The sequence below is a fragment of the Hutsoniella sourekii ATCC 700629 genome (genome assembly GCF_000518205.1).
Lineage (GTDB): Bacteria > Bacillota > Bacilli > Lactobacillales > Aerococcaceae > Hutsoniella > Hutsoniella sourekii.
The window spans coordinates 76,980-102,392 of sequence record NZ_JADD01000005.1 but is presented as its reverse complement, the minus strand read 5'-3'; the positions used below and the strand labels follow the sequence as shown (position 1 = coordinate 102,392).

Annotated in this window: 19 protein-coding genes; 5 read left to right on the top strand and 14 right to left on the bottom strand. The window is 41.0% G+C overall.

Annotated features, from left to right (window positions below):
- Nucleotides 1–83: 83 nt before the first annotated feature.
- Complete coding sequence (locus T408_RS0101730) at nucleotides 84–857, bottom strand: class A sortase (protein WP_028118418.1); 774 nt, start codon at nucleotides 855–857, stop codon at nucleotides 84–86.
- 371 nt (nucleotides 858–1,228) lie between these two features.
- Between T408_RS0101730 and T408_RS0101725 the strand changes: the two genes are divergently transcribed.
- Entirely contained in the window at nucleotides 1,229–3,925 is a 2,697-nt protein-coding gene (locus T408_RS0101725) for a cation-translocating P-type ATPase (protein ID WP_028118417.1), read from the top strand.
- Nucleotides 3,926–4,000: 75 nt separating this feature from the next.
- Here the strand turns inward: T408_RS0101725 and T408_RS0101720 are convergent, their stop codons facing one another.
- The 3 genes from T408_RS0101720 to T408_RS0101710 are packed head-to-tail and all read right to left on the bottom strand — an operon-like array spanning nucleotide 4,001 to nucleotide 7,244.
- On the bottom strand, nucleotides 4,001–5,092 hold the full coding sequence (locus T408_RS0101720; protein WP_028118416.1) for an FUSC family protein: 1,092 nt from the start codon (nucleotides 5,090–5,092) through the stop codon (nucleotides 4,001–4,003).
- 52 nt (nucleotides 5,093–5,144) lie between these two features.
- Nucleotides 5,145–6,035 carry a homoserine kinase gene (gene thrB / locus T408_RS10490; RefSeq protein ID WP_035419766.1) on the bottom strand — a complete coding sequence of 297 codons (891 nt, stop codon included), beginning with the start codon at nucleotides 6,033–6,035 and terminating at the stop codon, nucleotides 5,145–5,147.
- Between the two features lie 9 nt (nucleotides 6,036–6,044).
- Nucleotides 6,045–7,244 (bottom strand): homoserine dehydrogenase, encoded by a 1,200-nt coding sequence (locus T408_RS0101710; RefSeq protein WP_028118415.1) that lies wholly within the window; start codon nucleotides 7,242–7,244, stop codon nucleotides 6,045–6,047.
- 124 nt (nucleotides 7,245–7,368) lie between these two features.
- Here T408_RS0101710 and T408_RS0101705 point away from each other — a divergent pair, with 124 nt between their 5' ends.
- Entirely contained in the window at nucleotides 7,369–8,721 is a 1,353-nt protein-coding gene (locus T408_RS0101705; protein WP_028118414.1) for an aspartate kinase, read from the top strand.
- 163 nt (nucleotides 8,722–8,884) lie between these two features.
- Here T408_RS0101705 and T408_RS0101700 read toward each other — a convergent pair whose 3' ends face one another.
- The 4 genes from T408_RS0101700 to T408_RS0101685 form a co-directional block, all read right to left on the bottom strand.
- Complete coding sequence (locus T408_RS0101700) at nucleotides 8,885–10,135, bottom strand: glutamate-5-semialdehyde dehydrogenase (protein ID WP_035419763.1); 1,251 nt, start codon at nucleotides 10,133–10,135, stop codon at nucleotides 8,885–8,887.
- Nucleotide 10,136: 1 nt separating this feature from the next.
- Nucleotides 10,137–10,955, bottom strand: a complete 819-nt coding sequence (gene proB / locus T408_RS0101695) for a glutamate 5-kinase (protein ID WP_028118412.1) — start codon at nucleotides 10,953–10,955, stop codon at nucleotides 10,137–10,139.
- 136 nt (nucleotides 10,956–11,091) lie between these two features.
- On the bottom strand, nucleotides 11,092–11,646 hold the full coding sequence (locus T408_RS0101690) for a DJ-1 family glyoxalase III (protein ID WP_028118411.1): 555 nt from the start codon (nucleotides 11,644–11,646) through the stop codon (nucleotides 11,092–11,094).
- 74 nt (nucleotides 11,647–11,720) lie between these two features.
- On the bottom strand, nucleotides 11,721–12,764 hold the full coding sequence (locus tag T408_RS0101685; protein ID WP_455331252.1) for a BMP family lipoprotein: 1,044 nt from the start codon (nucleotides 12,762–12,764) through the stop codon (nucleotides 11,721–11,723).
- 431 nt (nucleotides 12,765–13,195) lie between these two features.
- Between T408_RS0101685 and serC the strand changes: the two genes are divergently transcribed.
- Together serC and T408_RS0101675 are read left to right on the top strand one after the other, a co-directional pair.
- Nucleotides 13,196–14,284 (top strand): 3-phosphoserine/phosphohydroxythreonine transaminase, encoded by a 1,089-nt coding sequence (serC, locus tag T408_RS0101680; RefSeq protein WP_028118409.1) that lies wholly within the window; start codon nucleotides 13,196–13,198, stop codon nucleotides 14,282–14,284.
- A gap of 12 nt (nucleotides 14,285–14,296) precedes the next feature.
- Nucleotides 14,297–15,478, top strand: coding sequence for a 3-phosphoglycerate dehydrogenase family protein (locus tag T408_RS0101675; RefSeq protein WP_211230820.1), 1,182 nt, complete (start codon nucleotides 14,297–14,299; stop codon nucleotides 15,476–15,478).
- A gap of 61 nt (nucleotides 15,479–15,539) precedes the next feature.
- Here T408_RS0101675 and T408_RS10485 read toward each other — a convergent pair whose 3' ends face one another.
- The gene (locus T408_RS10485) at nucleotides 15,540–17,651 is read right to left on the bottom strand and encodes a pullulanase (protein ID WP_035419760.1); all 2,112 of its coding nucleotides are present in this window, start codon (nucleotides 17,649–17,651) and stop codon (nucleotides 15,540–15,542) included.
- 85 nt (nucleotides 17,652–17,736) lie between these two features.
- Between T408_RS10485 and T408_RS0101665 the strand changes: the two genes are divergently transcribed.
- Nucleotides 17,737–18,324 carry a class I SAM-dependent methyltransferase gene (locus tag T408_RS0101665; RefSeq protein WP_028118407.1) on the top strand — a complete coding sequence of 196 codons (588 nt, stop codon included), beginning with the start codon at nucleotides 17,737–17,739 and terminating at the stop codon, nucleotides 18,322–18,324.
- Between the two features lie 40 nt (nucleotides 18,325–18,364).
- Here T408_RS0101665 and T408_RS0101660 read toward each other — a convergent pair whose 3' ends face one another.
- From T408_RS0101660 to T408_RS0101640, 5 genes are all read right to left on the bottom strand, one after another.
- On the bottom strand, nucleotides 18,365–21,691 hold the full coding sequence (locus tag T408_RS0101660; RefSeq protein ID WP_028118406.1) for a hypothetical protein: 3,327 nt from the start codon (nucleotides 21,689–21,691) through the stop codon (nucleotides 18,365–18,367).
- A gap of 20 nt (nucleotides 21,692–21,711) precedes the next feature.
- A complete protein-coding gene (locus T408_RS0101655; protein WP_028118405.1) occupies nucleotides 21,712–22,452 on the bottom strand; it encodes a LytR/AlgR family response regulator transcription factor in 741 nt (246 codons plus the stop codon).
- A gap of 6 nt (nucleotides 22,453–22,458) precedes the next feature.
- Nucleotides 22,459–23,772 carry a GHKL domain-containing protein gene (locus T408_RS0101650; protein ID WP_028118404.1) on the bottom strand — a complete coding sequence of 438 codons (1,314 nt, stop codon included), beginning with the start codon at nucleotides 23,770–23,772 and terminating at the stop codon, nucleotides 22,459–22,461.
- Nucleotides 23,773–23,915: 143 nt separating this feature from the next.
- The gene (locus T408_RS0101645) at nucleotides 23,916–24,923 is read right to left on the bottom strand and encodes a V-type ATPase subunit (protein WP_028118403.1); all 1,008 of its coding nucleotides are present in this window, start codon (nucleotides 24,921–24,923) and stop codon (nucleotides 23,916–23,918) included.
- An 18-nt stretch (nucleotides 24,924–24,941) separates the two neighbouring features.
- A complete protein-coding gene (locus T408_RS0101640) occupies nucleotides 24,942–25,412 on the bottom strand; it encodes a V-type ATP synthase subunit K (RefSeq protein ID WP_028118402.1) in 471 nt (156 codons plus the stop codon).
- Nucleotide 25,413 lies beyond the last annotated feature (1 nt).

Sequence of the window (25,413 nt, the reverse complement as noted above, 5' to 3'; positions counted from 1 at the left end):
TTCTATCAAAGAGGCCTCTTAATGTCTATGATTGCCAGCATTAAACAAAGTAAAAACCTCACCTAAAAGGCGAGGTCAGATGCTTATCCAGCAGTGGTTTGTGGAATCTCAAAAGCGTCTAGTACTTCCTGACTAGCTTCTTGAATCGGACGTTCATCTACCAAGGTGCCACGAACCACAAAACGGTCAACAAGGCCATAATCACACGTAATCAAGGTAACAACTGGTTTATCCGTTGGATCAAGTAGGTCTACTCTTGTTGGAGCCACTCGCTCAATATAGTCAATTTCATATTGATAGACCTTATCTAGATCCGTTAAGTAAATCATGCTACCCATTTCAACTCTTAACAGGGGAGCAAATAGTAAGTCTTTATCAATGGAGTGGTGACTCGCTAATGGATAATTAGATTCTCCCATCTTTTGATTAGGATCCAAGGTACCCGCTCCTAGGTACATTCCGGCATTAGAAACTCCTTTATGGATTGGCAAATTCATTCCAACATCTGGAATCGCAATCCCCCCGATAACCGGTAAGTCAGAAGCATCTGCATTACCCTGAACTCGATCTCTTAAGACGCCAACAGTATCTAACTGTTCAATGTCGTCAAAATTATAGGTAACATCCGCTTGCTTATTAGATTCAATTTGTTCACGGGTTAGATTTCCGACTGTATTTTGTTGGGTTCCTTGTTCAATAAATTTATTTTTTAGTGGATCTAAGGCTAGAAGGCCTACCCCGATAAAGATAAGTAAAATAGCAAAAAAAGTTCTGAGTCCGCTAGATTTACGCTTTCTTGGACGGTGACGTTTTCTAGATTGGTGTAAGTCACTGCGTGATGGACGTTTGCGAGTCATTGATAATCCCTCCTATTTGATATCTATAGTAGTATAACATGTTCAAGTAATTAATTGCTACCAAGGAATTGAATTTCAAAAAAAAATCACAATCCCTTCCGATCTACTCAAAATTTTCACCTATTAATCATTCTTCTCGTATTTTAATTGCAATTCAAGAAAGGATTCGATATACTTAATTCAATGTCATAAGGGAGTAACTAGAGGCACTCGCCTCGTCAGTATCAACAACGATAAGTAGTCGGGGAATGTAACCGAATGCTGGTACTGGCTTAAATAGTGAGACTTATGCTCAAGTTTCTTTGACTTGGGCATAAGTCTTTTTTTGATAGTAGGACCTATGGCGAATATTATAAGGAGGTATTTGTTGTATGTCATCAAAAGAGTTCGTTCCTTACCGACTTTCTGAAGAAGAAGTCCTAGTGGAACTTAATACAGACCTAGCTCAAGGTCTCAGCTCGAGTGATGCCAAGGCTCGCTTGGATCAATACGGTGAAAACCAAATCCAAACAGAAGAACACAGAAGCTTATTGCAGAAGTTTATTGACCAGTTCAAAGACTTCATGATTGTAGTTCTTCTAATAGCTGCCTTAGTATCAGCTATTGTGGGAATTGCCGAAGGTGAGGGAATTTCCGATTCCATTATTATTCTATTGGTTGTTATCTTGAATGCTATCATGGGGGTCTTCCAAGAAGCTAAGGCAGAGGAAGCGATTGATGCTCTTAAGGATATGTCTTCTCCTGAAGCACGTGTCAGACGTGATGGAACAACCACCCGCATCAAATCCACTGAATTAGTCCCTGGTGATATTGTCTTACTGGAAGCCGGAGATGTTGTTCCTGCTGACTTAAGATTATTAGAGACTAACTCCCTTCAAATTGAAGAAGCGGCCTTGACAGGTGAATCTGTCCCAACTGAAAAAGAGATTGGCCTAATTACAGATGAGGAAGTTGGTATTGGTGACCGTTCCAATATGGCCTTTTCTTCTACTAACGTTACTTATGGTCGAGGTTTAGGTGTGGTTACTGGTACAGGGATGAACACCGAAGTGGGTCACATCGCCAGTATGTTAGCTAACACTGAATCACAAATGACCCCTCTTCAACGTGACCAAGAAGAATTAGGTCGTACCTTAACTTATGCTATTATTTTCATCGCTGTTGTAACCTTCCTGGTTGGTTACTTCTTCCGTGATTTCTCAGCTATTGATATGCTCTTGATTTCAATTTCTCTTGCAGTGGCGGCTATTCCGGAAGGCCTACCTGCTATCTCTACTATTATTCTCTCATTGGGAACTCAAACAATGGCTGATCGTAACGCCCTAGTTCGTACTCTACCTGCGGTGGAAACATTAGGTTCTACCCAAGTAATTTGTTCAGACAAAACAGGTACCTTGACCCTTAATCAAATGACGATTGAGAAAGTCTATTATGACGGTCAAGTTCACGAGGCTAGCGAAGCGATTGCCTTAGACTCCCCACTTCTACGTTCGATTACTTATGCAAATGATGCCTCTGTGGATGCAAGTGGTGAAGTGGTTGGTGATCCGACTGAAGCGGCAATGATTAAGTATGCCCTAGACCATAACTTCAACTTGGATGGCGAATTAACTGATTATCCACGAATTGATGAAGTACCGTTTGACTCAACTCGTAAATTAATGTCAACTGTTCATCAATTACCTGATAATCGTTATTTTATCGCGGTTAAAGGGGCACCTGACCAATTAGTAGAACGTTGTACACAAGTTAATCACAATGGACAGATTCAAAGCCTAAGCGCTCAAGAAAAAACAGCTATTTTAGAAGCTAATACTAATATGGCTAAAGATGCCCTACGGGTCCTAGCAGGAGCTTATAAGATTGTTGACCAATTACCGGCTGAAATTACGACTGATACGGTTGAACAAGATCTAATTTTTGCTGGCCTTGTGGGAATGATTGACCCTGAACGTTCCGAAGCCAAAGACGCTATCCAAACGGCTCGTCAAGCTGGCATTCGCACTGTTATGATTACTGGTGACCATGCGGTCACAGCACAAGCGATTGCTGAGCGACTAACCATCTTAAATCCTAATGAAGCTAACAATGAAGAACATGTCATGACTGGAGCTGAATTAGATCAGACGAGTGATGAAGAACTCGCTCGTACTGTTGGCAACTACTCGGTCTATGCACGCGTTTCACCTGAGCATAAGGTTCGTATCATCCGGGCTTGGCAAGCTAATGACAAGACTGTATCGATGACAGGAGACGGGGTTAACGATGCTCCATCACTTAAACAAGCTGACATTGGGGTCGGTATGGGTATTACAGGTACAGAAGTATCTAAAGGTGCTTCGGATATGGTTCTTGCAGATGATAACTTCCAAACAATTGTTGTTGCTGTTGAAGAAGGACGTAAAGTCTTTGCCAACATCCAAAAAGCTGTTCAATTCCTGCTATCTGCTAACCTAGGGGAAGTAATGACACTCTTTTTAGCGACCTTATTTGGATGGCAAATTCTAGAACCTGTCCATATTCTTTGGATTAACTTAGTAACAGACGTTTTCCCAGCCATTGCACTAGGTATGGAAAAATCAGAACCTGATGTGATGAATCACGCACCACGTACCAAGAAGGATTCCTTCTTATCCTTTGGTGTTCTACCGTCTATCTTGTATCAAGGTATTTTTGAAGGTGGTATTACCCTATTCGTATACTGGTTCGCTCGTTTCCAATTAGGCTTGGAGCTTAACTTAGCTGAAACAATGGCCTTTATTACCCTAGGTCTCATTCAGCTCTTCCATGCTTACAACGTGAAATCAACCTTTGGTTCTCTATTTAGAGGCAATCCACTTGATAACAAGTGGCTAAACCTAGCCTTTATTGTTTCTGGTATTATGTTGTTTGGAGTGGTTTTCATTCCTGGAATCAACCAGTTCTTTGATATCACTGTTCCTAACGGACAACAATTATTAATCTGTATTGTTGCTGCCTTTTCTCTAGTTGTACTCGTTGAAATCATCAAGTTTATCTTCCGTGCAACAGGCGTAGCTGATAAATACCAAAAAGTAATCCACAAATAAAAAACAGACTAGCTAAGCTAGCCTGCTATCAATTTCCGTCTATTCTCTGTCTAAGAGAATTGGCGGATTTTTTGTTTAGAGATCATCATTTTCATGATTAATCTCATGATTTTCCAAAGCTGTCGTATCCGGTATATGATTGCGGTAATAATCAAAGGCGGCTGTCATCAGGAATAGACTCACAAAAGCTAAGCTAGATCCTAAGATAATGGCCAAAATCCGCGTTGATAATAAGGTATAGGCTGTCGTTGTTCCGCCCATATGAGCTAATAAAATAGCGGTAGGATTGGTGAAGAAATTGGCTAAGGCATAATTGCGGACCATAAAATACTCAACAAAGAAAGTCAATATACCAATCGTTAAAATCGTTACAATATCAGGAACATCAATACTCAAAAAGATCGAACCGGCAACTACTCCTACCAAGGACCCAATGATGCGTTGACTACTTCTAATCAAGACGAGCTTGACGTCTCTAGGAGAAAGGACAGCTAAGGCTGAAATTGTCGCCCAAAAAGGATTAAAAAGGCCAACTCCCATAGCAATGTAGGTAATGAGAAAGATAATCGAAGCATGAAGAATGGTGTTAACAAAAACAATTGGATCATTCTGAATACTCAAACGAATGTGGTCTCTAGCGGTTAAAGAATCAATAAATGGGGGCATCTTCAATTGGTCTTGCATGTATTTGGTCACCAGCAGGGCCATTATCACTGAAATACAACCACCAATCGCCAAATAGAATAAACGTAGGGGAATCTCATCAAACGACACCTTCATACCACAAGCCATGGAACAGGTCATAATGATAAAGAAGGCACCCGGATTAGGAACTTCTAAGACTCTAGCGGTGAGCAGGGCTAAAAAGGCTACCAAACTAATTAAGAGAGGAATAAACCAAGCATGGTGAGCCACTAAAAGACCTAAGCCCACCACAAGGACTTGAATCACAGCCACTACCGTCAGCTTTTTAGCCAAATAAGATAGTTCTCTATTCTCAATAGACAAATAAACAAAGCCACCAATCGCTCCCATAGACCCAAGCACTGGATTATCTATAAAATAACCAATTAACAAGGGCAAAGCAGTTGCTAATCCTGCTCCAATAAATTTAGCTAAGGGTTGGTCTGTTGGCCGAACCTTGAATAAGTCTTTTAACCATTTCATTCAAATTCCTCCTTTACATGCATCACTGAGACCAATAGAAAAAGCAAAACCCTTAAGTTTTGCTTTCACCCGCATAGATCGATACCCTTTCATGGTTGAGCCCAGGAAAGGCTGTTTGAAGCGCCTGATAAACCTGAGCTACCTGCTCTTGGCTGGCTATAGTGAGAATACTAGGGCCCGCTCCGCTAATAACTGTAGCATAAGCACCCGCTGTCAGGGCAGTCTCTTTAACTGCTTGAAACTCTTGGATCAAATTTTGTCGGTAAGGTTCATGGAACTGGTCTTTCATCATCAATTGACCGACTTGCTCATAATCCTTGGCTAGTAGTTTAAGGACTAGAACATTATTAAGCGCATTTTGATTAATTGCCACTTGCTTAGCATAAGTCTGAGGAATCGCCTTTCTAGCTTCTTCTGTGGCAATCTCATAAGGAGGAACAGATAAAACCAAACCCAGATCATCAACCTCAACAACATGATAATAGAGTTCACCCTCTACATAAGCTCCCACAAACACAGATCCGGTCACACATGGCCCAATATTATCTGGATGTCCTTCCAACTCACTACCAATCATAATCTTAGTGGCTGGATCCAAATTCAAATCAGCAAAATAATTGGCAATTTCTATACCAGCTACAATCGCACTAGAAGAAGAACCTTGGCCATGTGTTAAAGGAATTTGACTAGACATTGTGACCTTCACTGGATCCAAGTCATGGCCAAAGCGTTTGGCTACCTGACGAGCCGTCTTTATCACCAGATTAGATTCATCATTAGGCAGGCAAGTTAACTCATCATCAAGGAATTCAACTAGCCAATCCGTGTGTGCTTCAACTTCTACTGTTAAAAATTTATCCAAAGCAATCCCCATGGAATCAAATCCCAAACCTAAATTAGCACTTGTTGCAGGTATTTTAAATTGGACGGCTTGTTTGACCATAATTTCCTCCTAATTCATCATTCGATAATCTGCTAATAGATCTAACTCTTGATTGAGCACTTTAAAATCACTAGGCTCTAACTGCTTAGCTACTACAATGGATTGATCTTGATCAAGGTAAGTATAAGAAACGCCTAATCGATCAAATACTTGTGACACATTATCAGCAGATTCATTAAAACGAAGATAATAATCTGCTACCAAGCGTCCAGAGTGAACTCGTGCCTCTGTATCAGGGGTTGTATTGCCGATATAGCCATAACGAGTAGCTGAGATAACATCTGCCATAATGGCTGAAGCAGTTTCAAGTGACCCTGCTCCGGGACCATAAAACATAGTTTCACCTACAGCATCTCCGATGACATAAACTGCATTATAAGCCTCTCCCACGTAAGCCATTTGATGATTAGCTGGTAAGAAGACAGGCTCCACACTAATGGAGAGGCGACCATCTTCAAGCAAGTGACTTTGTCCAACCAACTTAAGGGTGTAACCATTAGCTTGCCCCGCTTGAATATCCTTTAAGTCAACCTGGCTGATACCACGAACACTAATAGCTTCGACATCAATTTTTTGCTCATAGGCCAACCGTGATAATAGACAGATTTTGCGGCGGGCATCCAGGCCTTCTACATCATTGGTCGGATCTGCCTCAGCGTAGCCTAATTCAGTCGCCTTATCCAAGGCCTCTTGATAAGTCCAACCTTCCTGAGACATCTTTGACAGGATGTAATTAGTCGTTCCGTTTAGAATTCCCATAATACCGAGTATATTATTAGCATTTAGGCCATATTGAATACCATCAACAATCGGAATGCCTCCTGCACAAGAAGCTTCGTAATTTAGTTGGCGCTCCTTTGCATTAGCTAATTCACTTAACTCATCAACGTGGAGCGCTAACATATCTTTATTAGCACTCACCACATGTTTGCCCGCTTGAAGTGCTTTTTTGTGGATTTCATAAGTTAGATCCACACCACCCATGGTTTCAATAATAATACCGACATCGCTTGCTAAAATCTCATCGATATCTTGGCTGATCTTAATCCCTGTTAAGTCTATATTGTGACGATTATGAATAGAACGGCTAAAGATATAGCTGAGTTCAATGGGTTCTCCGGCATGACGGGCAATTTTTTCTTGATTGTCCATTAATAATTTAGCCACACCACTTCCTACCGTTCCCATTCCTAAGATTGCTACTTTCATCCTTCAGTCCTCCTAATGTTTTTCATGAATATTTCATCATTTTGCCATAATGACTACTATTTTGTCAGAATTTATTGTATCATAGTTGTTAAATAAAAAGTAGAGACTAATTAGAGGTGATTAAATGAAAGTAGCAAAATTCGGCGGTTCTTCCTTATGCGATGCCAAACAAATTCAAGCTGTAGCAACTATCATTAAGGATAATCCTGACATTAAAGCGGTAGTTGTTTCTGCGCCTGGTAAACGTTATGAAGAAGATACCAAGGTTACTGACCTATTGATTGCCTTATATACTGACCATATTGCAGGAATCGACACCAGTGACAATAAGCAGGCAATTCTTAAACGCTATCAATCAATCATTGATGACTTAGAGTTAGATCATTCCTTACTGGAACAATTTGAAGCTTCATTAGACTATTATTTGGAACATGTGTCAGACCCTGACCATTTGTCTGACGCTTTGAAGTCAAGGGGTGAGGACTTTAATGCCCAATTAATTAGCCAATATTTCACCAAGATTGGCATTCCTTCTAAGTACCTATCCCCTAAGGATGCTGGAATCATCGTGAGTGATCAACCAGGCAATGCGCGATTATTAGAAGAATCTTACCTAAAGATCGCTAATATTAGAAATATGGAAGAAACGATTATTATCCCAGGATTTTTTGGCGTCACCAATGACGATCAAATCGTCACTTTTTCTCGAGGAGGATCTGATATTACTGGCGCCATCATCGCTCGCGGAATTAATGCAGACCTATATGAGAATTACACCGATGTTAGTTATATTTACTCCGCTCATCCTGGCATCGTCAAGCGTCCTAATCCTATTAAGCAGTTAACTTACCGTGAAATGCGAGAGTTATCTTATTCAGGTTTTAGTGTCTTTCACGACGAAGCGTTGGAACCCTTATATCAGGTAAAAATTCCCGTCATGATTAAAAATACCAACGACCCCCAATCTGGCGGCACAATGATCGTCAATGACCGTGATGATATTGACACCCTACCTGTTATTGGGATTGCCGGTGATGATGGCTTCATGTCCGTCACGTTAAAACGTTATTTATTGAACCGCGAGATTGGTTACGCTCGCAGACTATTACAAATTTTTGAAGACCATCAGGTTAATATTGAACATATGCCGACTGGTATTGACGATATTTCTGTTATTCTAAGATCTGATCAATTGGAAGGTAACAACAAGCTGGACCTCATCCTAGAAGATATTCAGGCTCAACTCGATCCTGAGTGGATTCATGTCCAAGAAGACTTAGCTATTGTGGCGATTGTAGGAGAAGGAATGCGGGATTATATCGGATTAGCTAATCGAGCCACCAAAGCCTTTAGGGATGCTGATGTCAGTTTGCAAATGATCAACCAAGGGGCCTCAGAAATTTCAATGTTCTTTGCGATCCCAGCTACAAGTTTGAATGATTCCTTGAAGGAGTTATACTACCAGTATTTTATCTAATCGATTAAGTTGGTAAATTAACTGGGATGATTAACTAAGAAAATATAATATCCCCTCAGCCAGTCTGAACTGACCCCTAAAGTTGGATTTTTCTTGGTCCAACTTTAGGGGGTCAGTTCAAAGCTGAGGGGATATTTGTTAGCTATATTTTTTCTGTTAGATGCTACTGTCTAACTTGTCCATTACCTTGAATAGTATATTTATAAGACGTCAGAGCATCAATACCCATTGGTCCTCTGGCGTGGAGTTTTTGTGTAGAGATACCAATCTCTCCTCCAAAACCAAAAACTTCTCCATCAGAGAAACGAGTAGAGGCATTCACATAAACACACGCAGAATCAATATCATTCATAAAGTCTTGAGCCACCGAATAAGATTCCGTCACAATAGCATCTGAGTGTCCTGTTGAATATTTTTGAATCAAGGCCACCGCCTGATCATAAGATGGGGCAACTTGCACTGAAATAACCTTATCTAAGAACTCAGTTGCATAATCTTCCTCTGAAGCTGGAACGATGCGTTCATCAATAGCTTGAGCTGAGTCATCTCCTCTAACTTCAACCCCCTCTAAAGCCAAAGCTGTCACGAGTTCAGGTAAGGCTTCTTGAGCAACCGCTTGATCAATAATTAAAGATTCCAGAGCATTACACACTGAATTTCGTTGCGTCTTCCCGTTCAACAGGATTGCCTTGGCCTTGGCCAAATCTGCATCTTGATGAATATAGAGGTGGCAATTACCAGTTCCAGTTTCAATAACTGGGATGGTTGCTTGACGAAGAACCGCCTGAATCAAGCCTGCACTACCACGAGGAATCAGTGTGTCGACATAATCATTCAGTTGCATAAATTCAGCTGATAATTCTCTAGATGGATCATTAATGAATTGAACAGCTTCTGGTGAGACTGATGTCTGAGCCAAAGCTTCCTTCATCACTTCTACTAGGACCTGATTGGAATGCAAGGCTTCCTTTCCACCTCTTAAAATAACCGCATTACCAGATTTAAGAGCTAAGGCAGTCGCATCAACCGTTACATTTGGCCGAGATTCATAAATAATTCCAATAACTCCCAAAGGAACCCGTCGCTTACTGATTCTTAGACCATTTTGATTGATCCATTCCGCATCGGTCTTAGCTACCGGATCAGGAAAGTTCACAACCTGGTGAACGCTCCCAACCATGCCTTTAATCCGATCTTCATCGAGGATCAAACGGTCAATATAGAACTCTGATAAACCGGCCTCACGCGCCGCTTGAAGATCTTTTTTGTTTTCAGATAATATGCGGTCAATATTGGCTTCTAAATGACTGGCAATCGCCTCCAATGCCTGGTCTTTACTTGCCCGATCTAACTTTCGTAATTGATTAGCTGCTTGTTTAGCCTTACTTCCCCAGTCAATTAAGCGTTGATCCATCTTAATTATCCTCCTTCATAAATAAAGTACCTACTTGGTCTCCATCAAATATTCTAAATAATACCGTAGGCTCGCTAGCATCGGTTATAACCATTGCTGCATCGTGATCTAACATGATCTTGGCCGCACTTAACTTGGTTGCCATACCCCCCATAGCAAATTCGGATCCCTTACCACCAGCCATGGCAATAACTTGATCAGTAATTTCAGGAATATAGGATAAGAGTTGGGCATCCTCATATTCATGGGGATTCTTGTCATATAAGCCCTCCACATCCGATAGAATCACTAGAACGTCTGCCTTAACAATACTGGCAACAATGGCTGATAAGGTATCATTATCTCCAAACTTGGTTAAATGATCCAACTCCTCAACCGCTACCGTATCATTCTCGTTGATAATCGGCACCACCCCTTTGTTAATTAAAGACTCCATGGAGCGTTCAACATTTTCTAAGGAGGTCGGGAAATCGATCACATCACGAGTCAACAGAACTTGGGCAACCACTTGATTATAATGGTCAAAGAAACGGCCATAGTGCCCCATCAAGATGCCTTGACCTATAGCAGCTAAGGCTTGCTTTTCAACTAATTCATCCGGATAGGCATCCATTCCTAGACTCGCTGCTCCCACACCTACGGCCCCAGAAGAAACGAGCACCACTTCCTTACCTTCTTGTTGCAAGGTAGAAATAGCAAAAGCTAGTCGGTCTAATTGGCGGAAATTCACTTCCATCTTCCCATCTTCAGTGTTCATAATGGAGTTAGTTCCCACTTTGATGACGATTCGTTTAAAGTCTTTCATAAATGATCTTACCATGCTACACCTCATTTTTTGTCTCTATAATCGATATTGTACCATATTCTTGCTATAGATAGTATTTATTAAAATTAAATGAAAAAAAGAGCGCCCTCAGGCGCTCTGGACTCACTTATTCTATTTATAAAGAGTCAAATTATTTAAATAAATAAGGATACTGCATCGCTTCTCTGATCGGCTGAGAGTCTCCTCCCAGCATATCAAGCAATTGGTAGCCAAATTCTAAGGATACTGCAGCTCCTCGACCAGTCAAGACCTTGCCATCCACAACAACCGTCGCTTCCGCTTGATGATTACCATCAGCTACCTGATCTTCAAAATTAGGGGCACATGTAAAATCAACATCCGACATAATACCGGCTTCAGCTAACACAATTGGTCCCGCACAGTTAGCTGCGACAATGCGATCTTCTTGGTAAGCTTTTTTAACTGCAGTAACCACTTGGTCGTTGGCCTTCAAGTTAGGCGCTCCTGGGATTCCTCCCGGTATGACAATAGCGTCATAGCCACTGCCATCAAAGTCTTTGTCTATTACAAGGTCGGCTTTGACTACAATTCCTTGGGCGCTTTTGACTGAAGGGGCTAGACCCACTGTCTCTACAGGAATCTCAGCACGTCTTAGAATATCTACTGGTGCTAGCGCTTCAATCGTTTCAAAACCATCTGCCAACATTACAGCAACTTTAGTCATTATTATTCCCCCTTATAATTTATACCTTTATGATAGCACTAATCCATTCAATTTGCAGTTAGAGACCCTCATCATTATTGTCCAGGTTTATCTGGGACGGTTATTTCACCTGAGATAATCTTATCTTTAAATTCTGCCACTAATTTCAAGGTCTCTTGGTCTAGTTGGCCATTAGCCAATCCAACACCATCATTAGCTAAATTAGATTGGATATTTCCAGATTGGAATCCTTCAGTCATCATCTGATTGGCAAAGTTTCTAACCACATTTCCCGTATTCTTGAGAGTAGAGGTTAAGGTCACATTGCGATCCTCACCATTTACCTTGAAGGCTCCCTCATCCGTTTGATCTCGGTCTACCCCAATCACCCATAACTGACGACTGGGATCAGCAGTGATTAAATCCTTGGCCTCAGCGAAGACACCATTTCCAGTGGGTCCTGAAGCATGGAAAATTAAGTCAATTCCTTGAGCGTACATGGTCGAGGCTAGTGTGCGTCCTTTTGTTGGATCTACGAAAGACCCTGCATACTCAACGACCACTTCCTTATCTGGCGCTACTGCTTGGACTCCCGCCACAAATCCTGCTTCAAACTTATCAATCACCACTCCTTCAACACCACCAATAAAGCCAATTTTATCTTTGTCAGTGGAATTAGCAGCAGCTACTCCAGCTAGAAAAGCAGCTTCCTCATCATTAAAATTCAAAGAAGCCACATTCTCAGCTTCGATTAAACCATCGACAATCGCAAAGTTCTGGTCAGGAAATTGCTTAGCCACTTGTTCCAGCGAAGGTTGCAGCTTGTAACCAATGGCAAACACAATGTCAAAATCGGATTGAGCAGCTGTTGTTAAATTAGTCACATAATCTGAGTCTGATTGGGAATGTAAATAATTATAGCCCTCTCCTTCTTCTTTATTATGCTCTTGTCCCCAAGAGACTAAGCCCTCCCAAGCACCTTGATTGAAAGACTTATCATCAATTCCACCTACATCAGTCACAATCACTGCCTTGAAATCTTCTGCTTGATTTGCTTCTTGAGCAAAACTTGTTAAGGGTAGGGCCGTAAAACTCAGGCTAAGAGCCAATAAAGTTGATGAAAGTTTTTTCATTTCCATTCCTCCTCTACTTATTCTACCCATTATACGATTCACTGGTATTTTTATCAATTGGATTAAGATTCACTTTATATTTTAAGTACTCAAATATATTTTTCACATTTTAACTTGCAATTTGTAATAAACTGTGCTTAAATTGATTTAACTTAAGATACGATAAGAAAGAGATAAGATTAATGAGATTTTATCTAAGAAAAGACATGCGTCTGGAATTTACGATCTCAGAGAGTGCTGGTTTGCTGCAACAGCATATTGGAAGACCTGACGTTCTACTTTTCTAATCGACTAGAGGAAATGCTAGTCCGGACCTGCCCGTTATGCAAGATGAGGTTGACTTGTCAACGAAAATTGGTGGAACCGCGTTTAAACGCCCAGTTACTTTAGTAACTGGGTGTTTTTGTCTTAAGTAAAGATTATTGGAGGAATGAATGATGAATCGAATTTATAACTTTTCAGCTGGACCATCTGTCTTGCCAGTGAGTGTCTTAGAAAAGGCTGCAAATGAACTTGTAAACTACCAAGATCAAGGACTATCAGTAATGGAGATGAGTCACCGGTCGGCTGCCTATGATGAGATCCATCAAGAAGCGATCGCACTCCTACGCAAATTAATGAATATTCCTGATAACTATGAAGTACTCTTCTTAACAGGAGGGGCTTCTACCCAATTTGCGATGGTCCCATTAAACTTAATGACTAAAAACCATAAGGCAGATTATCTCATCACCGGTTCATGGGCTAATAAGGCCTATCAGCAGGCTAAGGAATATGGTGACGTTAGAATTGTAGCTAGTAGTAAAGACCAAAACTTCACCTATATCCCTAAAACAACCGCCGCTGACTACCGAAAGGAGGCCGACTATATCCATATTTGTACCAACAATACGATCTATGGAACTCGTATTAAACCGGATCAAGTCCCACAAGTAGATGGCGTTCCTTTGGTAGCTGATATGTCGTCTAATATTCTATCTGAAGAATATGATGTAAATAAATTTGGTCTAATCTATGCTGGAACTCAAAAAAATATGGCCCCTGCTGGTCTAACTGTGGCCATTATCCGTAAGGATCTAATCGGACCGGCTCAGGACAAAACACCGATCATGTTACAATACAAAACTCACGTTGATAGTAATTCCTTATACAACACACCACCAACCTATAATATTTATATGCTTAAATTAGTACTGGAATGGCTGGAAGAACTGGGAGGAATCCCAGCTATGGAAGCGATCAATAAAGAAAAAGCCCAGAAGCTTTACCAATATATTGACGAGAGTCCCTTCTACAAGGGAACGGCCCGACCGGAAGACCGATCCCTAATGAACGTTCCCTTCTTAACGCCTAGTCCTGAACTAGATGCTAAATTCATTGAAGGAGCTAAGAAACGAGGCCTTGAGAATCTTAAAGGCCACCGCAGTGTCGGCGGTATCCGCGCCAGTATCTACAACGCCATGCCAATCGAAGGGATCGATACTCTGATTGATTATATGGCCCAATTCGCTAAAGACAATAAATAGAGGAGTATAACTGTGACTAAACAAAGAAACATTCAAATTTTAAATAATATTGACCCTAAAGCCCTCAAAGACCTCCCTAAACATTTTAATATGGGACAAAACTTTGACCAACCGGATGCTATTCTAGTTCGAAGCGCTAAGCTACATGATGCAACATTTGACAAAAATGTGAAGTATATTGGACGTGCTGGAGCTGGAACTAACAATATTCCGATTGACCGCTGTAGTGAACAAGGAATTGTTGTCTGTAACGCACCTGGAGCTAATGCCAATGGCGTTAAGGAACTCGTCTTGATGGCTCTTGTTATGGCTTCACGTAACGTCTTTCAAGCTCTCCAATGGACAGAATCGCTACGAGGACAAGATCAGATCACTGAGAAGGTCGAACAAGGCAAGAAACAGTTTGTCGGCCACGAACTACAAAACAAAAAAATTGGTGTCGTTGGCTTAGGCTCTGTAGGGGGACGAATTGCCAACATGTGTGTGGATTTCGGTATGACTGTCTATGGATATGATCCTTATGTTACCTTGAGAAGTGCTTGGGGGGTTAACAGTCAGGTTATTTACTCTGATGATGTAGAGACTCTCTTTAGAGAATGTGACTTTATCTCTTTAAACATTCCTTATACCGAAGAAAACCATCATTTTGTCAATGAGAATCTACTCATGCATGCTAAACCAGGACTTAAATTAATCAATATGGCCCGTGATGGCTTGGTGGATCTACAAGCACTAAAAACAGCCATTGAAGATGGTCGGGTCGCTACCTACGTTGTTGACTTCCCTGAAGAAGCCACCTTAAATATGCCAAATACTATTAATATTCCGCATCTTGGTGCTTCTACACCTGAAAGTCAGATCAACGCTGCTAAGATGGTCGCCAACCAACTCGAAGACTACCTAGAAAATGGTAATATCACCAACTCCGTCAATTATCCAGATGTTCACTTAGGTAAACTAAAAGCCAAGGCTCGAATTACCGTTAACCACCGCAATATTCCTAATATGCTAGGACAGTTGGTTGACTTCTTGAGAGACCGAGACATCAACATCGCAACCCTTGCTAATAACCACCGCGGCGACTGGGCCTATACGATGATTGATATCGATAGTGATATTGACCGCGAGACCTTAGAGATTCTCGAACAAGTTGAAGGAGTCGTACGCTTACGCCTCTTAAGACCCCAAGACTAATTAAATACAAATAAAAAGCGAGCCATACAATTGGCTCGCTTTTACTTTTTATTAGGAAAAGTTAGGCTTCCATCTTAAATACTAGTCCTGTTAAGCTATCCACCTTGATTTGATGATCAGCTAATTGGAAATTCTTGGGTTTTTGAATCGGTTCGACTCCTGCTTTTTGTCCATCGACAATGACTTGCCAATCGTCCAATGAATAAGGGAGGGTGAAGCTTCGCTCTGTATCTGATCCATTGTAGACAACAAGGAAACGATCACCATTGCTAGCTTCTAAGGAATAGATAATGGCCAAGTCGAATTCACCGATTTCCGGGACATCTAAGAGTATCATACTCTCCTCAACTTCCCCTACCGTTTCTCGGCGAAAAGCGTCACTGGAGCGGCGCAATTGAATTAGTCCTTTTGTATAAGCTACTGTTTGGGTTTCTTCAGGATATTGCTCTTTATTTCTGACCTTCTCCCATTCAAAGCGGTTGATCGCATCAGAAGAATTATAAGAATCATGAATAAAGTAAGGATAATCAAAAGGCTCCTGGTTAACAGTCAGCATCAGAGTTGACGAATCGGGGGCTTGACTAGGATCTGCAGCCGGTTGACGGAAATTTGGATGACGGAACTGCTTAGTTCGACCATATTCCTGACCCGAATGGATAAAGGCTGTCCCCTGAGCTGTAAGCAGTAAGAGAGCGCCCAAACGAATGCGTTGGTGGATTTCAGGTGTATAAAACTTAGGATCCTTACCAATCGAAAGGGCAATAATATCATGAAGTGTCAGGTTATCATGGGCTTCGATATATTGAACCACATCCTTGGGCTGATCGGCAATAAAGTTGGTCGGTTGGGCCTTTAAGTTTTTGAAGATTGAAGCAATATGTTGAGGTCCTCCAGTTAAAAAGCGTGGACTGCCCTCATCGCCAAATCCAGACTTGAGATAATTGCGAATGTCATCACTAAAGACCCCTACATCTTCAGTATACTGCATCCAAAACTGGTCGGCGGGTCTAACTTTTGGATCTAGTTCATCCCCACAATAAGTTGACCAACCTTCCCCCAATAACAAGACCTTAGGGTTGATACCTGCCAATTCATCATAAGCCATTTGGATTGATTCAGCATCCAAATCCCCCATCATATCAAAGCGGAAACCATCCACCTTGTATTCATCTAACAAATAAACCAAAGAATCAATCATCAAGCGGCGGGTCATATAATGAGTAGTCCCCAATCTACCGCCACCAAAATTCTCTCTGGAAGAGCCATCAATATTCATGAAATGATAATAATTAGGCTCTAAATCTTCAAGAATATGAGTTTGAGCAGTATGATTATAGACGACATCTAGGATAACGCCCATTCCCCGCTCATGAATGGCTTCAACGAGGGCTTTGAATTCGCGAATACGCGAACCTGCATCTTCGGGATCCTTGGAATACATACCAGTGAGGGCAAAATAGTGATGCGGATCATAGCCCCAATTGTAATTCGTCCAGGAGGATTGATAGTCTAGCCAACGCTCATTCTTAGCCAATTCATTGGCATGGTAATAGTTGAGTACGGGCAAGAGCTGAATATGAGTAACTCCTAATTCTTGAATGTAATCTAAGCGCTCAATCATCGCTTCAAAGGTCCCAAAAGGCTGGGTGAGCTCGTCAGCTATCTGGGGATCCACAGTAAAATCTCGCACGTGGAGTTCATAAATAACCGCATCCTGACGGTCAGTGTAGCCAGGAATATTGGCAAAATCTGATACCGTACCGTTAGCTCCAGGATCAACAATAGCAGCCTTACCAATTTTTTGTGATTTATCGTGACTATTCCAAGCAGCCATGGACTTAGCATATGGATCCAAGGCCAAGACCTTTTCGTCTCCTCTTTGAATCTCGTAATGGTAATAATAACCATCTAAATTTTCAATACCGAAGGCATTATCGGCATTTAAATCCACATGCCAAGTACCCTTTTCGCTGTAGTTCATTGGTATCTGACCCAGTGCTGTCTGTGAGTCATCCTTATCATATAATATAACATCAACGGACTCAGCGCTCGGCGCCCATAGTCTTAAAAAGGCAGTCCCATTACTATGTAACACCGGGCCTAGCTCACCCGTATAGCTATAGTGCTGGTCCTTGAATCGCCAAATAAGTTGATTGGTATTTGGGTGTAACATCTAATTCTCCATTCTTATTATTTATCAAACATCAATGGTAAAATATTCTGTAGGAAACATCAAAATTATCCCTGGGAGGTTTGCAATGATTAATGATAAGAGTCTGGGCATCGAAACTGGCAATCTAAGAAATTGGCCCAATAAATTAGCCTACAATTTCAATCGCTTAGAATCCACTGCCTATGATCGTTTAGAACTCTTGAGCCAACATTTTAGACCAGTTCCCGGAAGTCAGCTTGTAGATTATGGCGCCGGCTCTGGTCGAGTGCTCTTCTACTTGAATCATATCTGGCAAATACCTGTAGATGGAATTGAATTCCATGAGCAAACCTTTAAGGAACTTGAAGCTAATTATCATAGCTACCACAAGCGATTTCCTCACCATGCCCCCATCAAACTTCATCACCAAGACGGTCGTCTTTTTCAGCTTCATCAAAATCATCGAATATTTTACTTTTTTAACCCTTTCAGTATACTATTATTTCGGCCAATAGTCTTTGATATTTTGCGGTTTTCGAATAATAATTCTCTTACCGTATACTTAATCCTTTATTATCCACACCCAGACTATCTTAATTTTTTAGAACAACACACTCCTTTTCAGCTCAGCCAGACAATCTCCCCAAAAGATTCGCATGACTGGCGCGATTGTTTTTATATTTATCATAACTAAAAGGGATTTCACTATATCTATAGTAAAATCCCTGTGCTAATTAATGGTGACGCTTAGTGTAAGAATAGATCCCTAAACATAGCAAGATAAGTGAAACAACAAGAAGAAGTCCAGAAGGACTATAGGGACTCTCTACGCTCGAACGCCCTTTATCTTTCTTTTGAGAAGATTGAAGTTTTGACTTCTGTGAATGGGTCGCATCACTCGCTGACTCCCCATTATCCTTACTAGCTTCTTGTCGATCTGTCTCTCGAGCTTCTACTCTGTTACTCCGTTCACCGGTCACAGCTCTTAATGATAGGTTAGGATCTACTCGATCAGAACTTAGTTGGTCAGTAGCTGAAGATGGCTCTAAACTATCTATATTCCGGTTCATAACTTCTGAACCACCCCTATTAGATAATAAACCATCAGAGGGTAGCTGACCTTCTTTATTCCCTAGATCCCTATTAGTAGACGAAATAATTGTCTCTTCTGTATCCTTTAGAGTCAGTGATGGTGGATAGGGCTCAGGATCAGGAGTCGGCTGATTAGTTTCAGGCTGAACTTCGGGCGGATTAGGTTTAGCTTCATCTCCCTGAGGTTTCTTTGCCTCGATTTCAGTAGAGGGTGGCTCCGGTAAGAGTTCGGGGCGATCTTGGTGGTCTGGCTTTGCTGGTATTTGAACTTCTTGATTAAAGAGTCGGCGCTCTCCCCGTAAATTTTCACGACCTGCAATACCTCCCCCGCTTGAAATGTTTCCTAAGGGGAAACTTGAGCGAATGCGAGCTTTTAGAGCGTGGGGCAACAACCATGATAACTCATCGTCCAACAAGCCACTCGTCACCAATCGGTTCTGTGTCTTAGGATTGGCGATCCCTGACCACCACTGAAAGACCTGATCTTCTTCAGCTGCTTCCGCTTTTAAAGCCAAGTATTCTTGTCGTAAGGGCTCTAATTGCTGACGCTCTAAATCATCATAATAGGTCCAATATTGATCTTCATCAATAGCTCCGACTGTCTGGAGATAAGTCAGGAAGAGCTGTCTGAACTTAACTTGGCCTAACTGGTCCCAGTAGGCTTGAACTTGATTAGGCTCTAGCTTATGTCCTTTAACAAAGATTTGGGGGTTGGCATCTTCAATGAAACGTAAATAATTCATTAAGGCAGCCTGCATATTGAATCGTCCTTGGCTAATAAGCTGGTAGAAATAGGCCAGCTGTTCTTCTCCATTTTGAGTGGTCAATGGAAAGTTTTCCTGATCTTTTAGCCAACGCATCTTTAGGACTGGTAAAGATGAGTAATAGGCGAGATCTTCCGTGGTTAGAAAATTTGCATTATAGAGCAAGCCAATTAAATTCCTATTTGCTTGGAGCCTGTCATAGAGGATCTGTCGACTACGGTCATTTGGCAATAATTCGGGAAAGTGCCGACTAATTAATTGCCCCAAGTTCGACATATTTAATTGATTGGCTTGTGCCACTTGTCCGATCTCAATTAATCGTTGCCAGTCATCTTCTGGCTGTTCAAGTTGGGCATGGCTTTGGTCTTTTAAGAAATCAAACAAGAATTTAGGATGCGGACGTTTGATTACTTGAAGATCTAGGGCCTCAAGCAAGCCTCTAACCTTAAATTGATCACTGGTTGCTTGTTTGTTTGCAAATTCAAGAATTAATTCCGGAGAAACATGCTCTCGATCAATAGAAGGGAGAAAATGGGGAAATTTTTCTTGAATTCTAGCTAATAGCTGTGCTAAAGAATAGAAGCTTCCATTCTGACTCATTCCAGGCGCATCTTTTAAACGAAATAATCCTAGCAAAAACTGCAGACGGTCTTTAGTATCCCCTTCCCCAAAACGATTCCAATCCGATTCAACATCCGCTAATAATCGATTCAAGGCAACTTGGCTGGCATAATCTCTATCACTCATAGCTGCCTGTAAATACTTGACTTCTTCCGTTGCTATTTGATTGATCACATCAATCAGATAACGAAACTCTTCCAGATTCGATGGTATTAGGTTTGAATCGATATTCTGTAAGTGGGCTAATATAAATTGCGGGTAGTTTCCTTCTCTAACGTCATAAACTCCCTCTAACTTCCAAATTGGAAGCTGACTCAAGTAATCCCAGCGTTCCTTGAATGAAAATTGGCTTACTTGTTGTCTGTAACCCACTTCTTCTAATTGTCGATTAAGTCGATCCAGACTCAAGTCAGCCCTCAGCTTGCGACGCAAATCACCCCAAGGATCCTGAGCGAGATTTGGTTGGGACCGAATAGAATCACCATCTATCGCTTCTCTGTCCTTGTAATAATCCTCCAGGGCTTCTAAGTCTTCCGGATGGTAAATCGATAAGAACTTGGGCAAATCTGATACCCATCCTTGGGGCAGATCCCGCCTATTGATTAATTGATCCAAACCTGCCAACCAAAGAGAAGCAGGATATTCCTTGGATTCTGCTTGATTTTGCCTGAAACTTTCGAATGCTGCAAACCTGAGTTGCTGACTCAGATCCTTATCCGCTAACCAACCGTAAAGATTAGCTTGTCTCAAATAGTCATTCTTGATCGATAAATCGACGGGAGACTTTATAATCTCATCAATTAATTGCGAAGCTAGCTCTTGACGAATGAAGGGGGAACTAGTCCCTTGACTAGCTCGGCTCAACAATTGACTGGCTAATTCAAAGCGATAGGATTTTCTTCTTTGTTCTACACTCTCAAAGAAAGCTAACAATTGATCACTTGCTAGTTGTGTTTGATGGAATTTATCGTTCAAATTATGGTCTTCTTGGTATCGGTAGGGAGCTACTGCTTGATTCATCCAATTCAGCATCAAATAATGGCTACTTTGTCTAAGATCAGCTGATTTATACCAGTCAGGGTAGACTCGATTTAAGTATTGACCGGTGAGAACTGGGTCCGCTTGAGCCCTTTTGATGGCTGCTAAACTTTCTCTTGTCAAGCGCCACTTATCAGCAGGTGAGGACTGAGAATCCACAATTTGACGGTGAATATCCGCTAGTTGATCCCGTAATTTCGGATCAAGGAGTTTACTATCTTCCTCTGATTCCTGATCAGGAACAGGCAAGTGATCTGGATTAGAAGCTTCGACCGCTTCTGAAGAGCTATCGTTAACTCCTTTATCCTCATTGGCTAGAGCCAGGGGCGTTTCAGTGTTTTCCTGTGAGTCTTCCATTTTGCTTGTTTCACTAACTGGAACATGACTTTCACTCTCTACTGTCACCTTTTCTTCCGCCACTTCTAGGCTACTGGGTGAATCTGAGTCAATATTAGCTGATTCTTGAGCTAGAATTAAATGGATTGGCATCAGTAATTGCGTAATAAGCCCTATACTAATTAAGGATTGTATTTTTTTGATTGACATACTTTTTCCTTTCAAAACGATTATTTTTGGTGGTCAAGAATCGTTTCGACCACTGAAACACATTGACGTGAGACCGGAATTTGGTGGTCATCGCTCAAGATGATAGTCATCGTATTTCGGTCTAAGGACCGAATATGTTGACTGTTCACTACATAAGATTTATGGACACGAATTAATGAATGGTTGGCCTGCTCTACCTTGGACAAACTATCATAAAACTCAAAGATTCCTGTTTTAGCTACCATAACTACCTTATGAGAGATAGGCGCTGTTGTAAAATAAAAAATATCATCTAGATCGAAGGTTTGGATCCGATTTTGTTGCTTGATCGTAAATAAATTCCGCTTGTAATGATAACTATTATTGCGTTGGTGAGCCGTTATTAATGCCTCAGCCAACATTTCCTTCATTAATTCTGGTTGGGTCTTAACGATATAACCGAAAGCTTCAATATGATATTGATAAGTTAAAGGTAAATATTCTGAATAAGCGGTCACAAAGATAATTTTACTTTGGTCATCTCGTTGCCGAATATACCTGGCTAACTTTAATCCACCTTCTACTTCCTCAAGCTCAATATCTAATATAAATATTGAGAATTTTGGATCTCGCTGGTCAAGATAATCTTTAACTTCTTGAGACGTTTGGGCCTTAAGACTAATGGTCATGGGAAGGTCTTCAATGAGTAAAATATTTTCAACAAAGTTTGAAATTTTCTGAAGCTGACTTTCCTTGTCTTCACAAATTATTATTGGAATCATAAATTCTTACTCCTCAACCTTCCTGTTAATAACAAGCTCTTGATAAAACATTCCCTCACGCATACCCGTATAGAGTAAGCAGTGGCTACGTTCAACTAATAGATTCAAATTACTTAATCCCAAGCCTTGGTGATCGGACCCCTTGCTTGAATAGTTCAACTGATCACGTTGAATAAATTCTGTGATAGATAAATGGGCTTTATTGCCAACCAAGATTGTGGCATTTTCACTATCGCCCCAGATTAATAAGTCTAGTTTCGCTTCAGATAAGCTCTGACAAGCTTCAATTGCATTATCGATTATAATTCCTAACATTCGCGTTAGACTCGCTGAAGATACTTGCAAATTCGCCAAGTCGTCCGTTATCTCCAGGGTGGTTACAATGCCCAAACTACTAGCATAGCTGAGTTTTGCATAGCATAATTGTCGTATCCCCACTAAGCTCAAACGCGACAAAGAGCCCAGGGAGTCTTCTTTAGCTTCCAAGTGATATTGATCAGGAAGTTCTTCTTGGAGGAAATACTTAGCTGCTTGAAGATCTCCAGCTTGGAGCAATCTACTTAAATCATACATTAAGTTATCATGGTCATGCTTAAACCGTCTTAATTCCAAATATTGTTGTTGAATCATTTGATAATAAGCCTGGTCCATTTGCAGTTGGCTCCGTTCTTCTTGAGCTTGGCGGACTTGCTCTTGACCCAGATAATAAATGGCTACCGCTAAGACGAATATTGTTAACAGTATTAAGTACAGACTAATCAAATAAATAAAGCTAAACTGATCCTGAGTCAAAATCAAAGTATCTTGATAAATAGCCGGACCTAACAAAGTCAACAAAAAAAGACCTAGGCCACAAAAGAAATAACGTCGAATTCTAGCTGATTGCCTGCTCACTTTACCAATCACTAAATAGTAAATTTTAGCTACACTCCAGCTAATAACTAGACTGCCTACTAACCAGATGATTAAACGCCAGCTAGGCTTACCAAGCGATAAGTGAGGCATGAGATAAAAATACCAGAGCTCATGGCTAAAAAGGCCTAAATAGATACCAGCTAAATAGATCAACACTTGATCAATTCGTCTAGTTAAGTAAAGACAAACTAGACAGGTTAAAATAAATAGGTTAATGATATTGAGGGTATTTGATAAGAAAGTAAGTGGATTCAAACGTCCCAAAAAAATAAAAACATAAATAGCTATTAACTCAAAAAAATTTAAATAACGTTCTTGATAGGTTTTAGCTTGAATAAATACAATCATTACAAAAACACAAGAAAAAACCACATCGTAAAAATTAGCCGAAATAAAGTCAGACATCCTTTTCTCCCTGAACTGTTTAAACCGATTATCTCAATTGAATCAAAACTTTTCAATACAACGATGAAAAAAAGTAAAATATTTCCTAATTCGCTATAGAAACAAAAATCCCGCCAGAAATAGTTTCTGACGGGGAATTCATCTTACTTATTTTCATCTACAAAGGTCAAACGAAGGGTGTTCGCTAATAGCTCTCGATTTAAGCCATTCTCAATCCCTTGTAGGACAATCCTTAAGTTCTGATTCTCTGTTTCTTTAGCTAAGAGATAAGATACGAGTGGAGCTGGCCCAAAGGGTACAATCTTAATCGTTTGTAATTGCTTCATCTGATAATCGTCAATCGCTTGTTCTAATTGAAACGGCTGACTAAAGACATCGACCTGAGGAACTAAGCTATGATATTCAGTATTTTGATAGAAGTTAACTACCCCTTGTGCTCCTTGGCGGTAAGCTCTAACAATTTCAGATGGTTTCAAGCTTCCACCCTCGGTTAACATCGCAAGCAATAGGTTGGCTGGCTTTTCTTGATGGATAAATCGACCAACGACCTTCAAGTTCTCTAGATCGATTTCAATTTCAACAAATTTCATCAAATTCGTATCATCAATCAGCTGAGCCAAGTAATGCAAATGCTGATAGTAGCCTTGATCAAAGATAATATCAATCATTTGCGGGTTTTGATATTCTTGGTAATGACGACTAACCGCTCGAATGCTTTCAAGGTAGTGTTCAGGCAATTCATCTGAGGTCAGCAATTGAATGGCCTGTTCCAATGCCGTTCGACGATACAAGTCCAGCGGTATATATAAGTCTGGCCAAGAATTACCGGTAACACGTTCCTTGAAGAGCAATTTCAAATTGTGATAGACATACTTCAGGGCTAATAACTCCACAGGGAATGGATCCGGAGCACTTGTTAAGGCCCAATTGTATTCACTAATTAAAGCCTTCATTAAAGCTTGGGTTACAGAATGGCCTTGGCGAATCAACTCAACGAATTGAGCGTAATTGCCCTTACTCGCTAGAATATCTAAGGCTTCTTCTAAGTTAGCTGCATGCAATAATTGCTGATAATCAGCTAACTTAAGCAAGTTAGCCTCCCGGTAACGAATGGTGATGTTCACCATCCCATAGTCAACTGGATGTGTCATGAACTTCACCGGTCCTTTCTAGACTAAGAAGAGCATCAAGATTGAGCCAACAAAGCCTAAGATAGCATAGGTTTCAACCATGGCTGAAAAGGCAATGGCTTGGGTCATATTCTCCGGACGTTGAGCCAATACTTGCATTCCCGCTAGTGAAACTCGACCCTGGTAGGGACCTGAAGTCATCCCAGCAATCGCTACTGGCAATGATGCCATCAATAAGAACCAGCCATCTCCAGCAGGCATTCCTGCTTCTAGACGTAAGACAATAATTAGTCCAATTACGAACCCATACAAACCTTGTGTGGCTGGTAATAGTTGCATGACTAGGGCCGAACCAAATAGTTCAGGCTTCTCCTTGATCAAGGCTTGGGCTCCTTCACCGGCAACGCCCACTCCACGAGAAGATCCAATCCCTGAGACAAATACAGCTATCGCTGCTCCAAGAGCACCTAGAATCAAACCAGTCTGTGGTCCAAAGATATTTTCTAACATA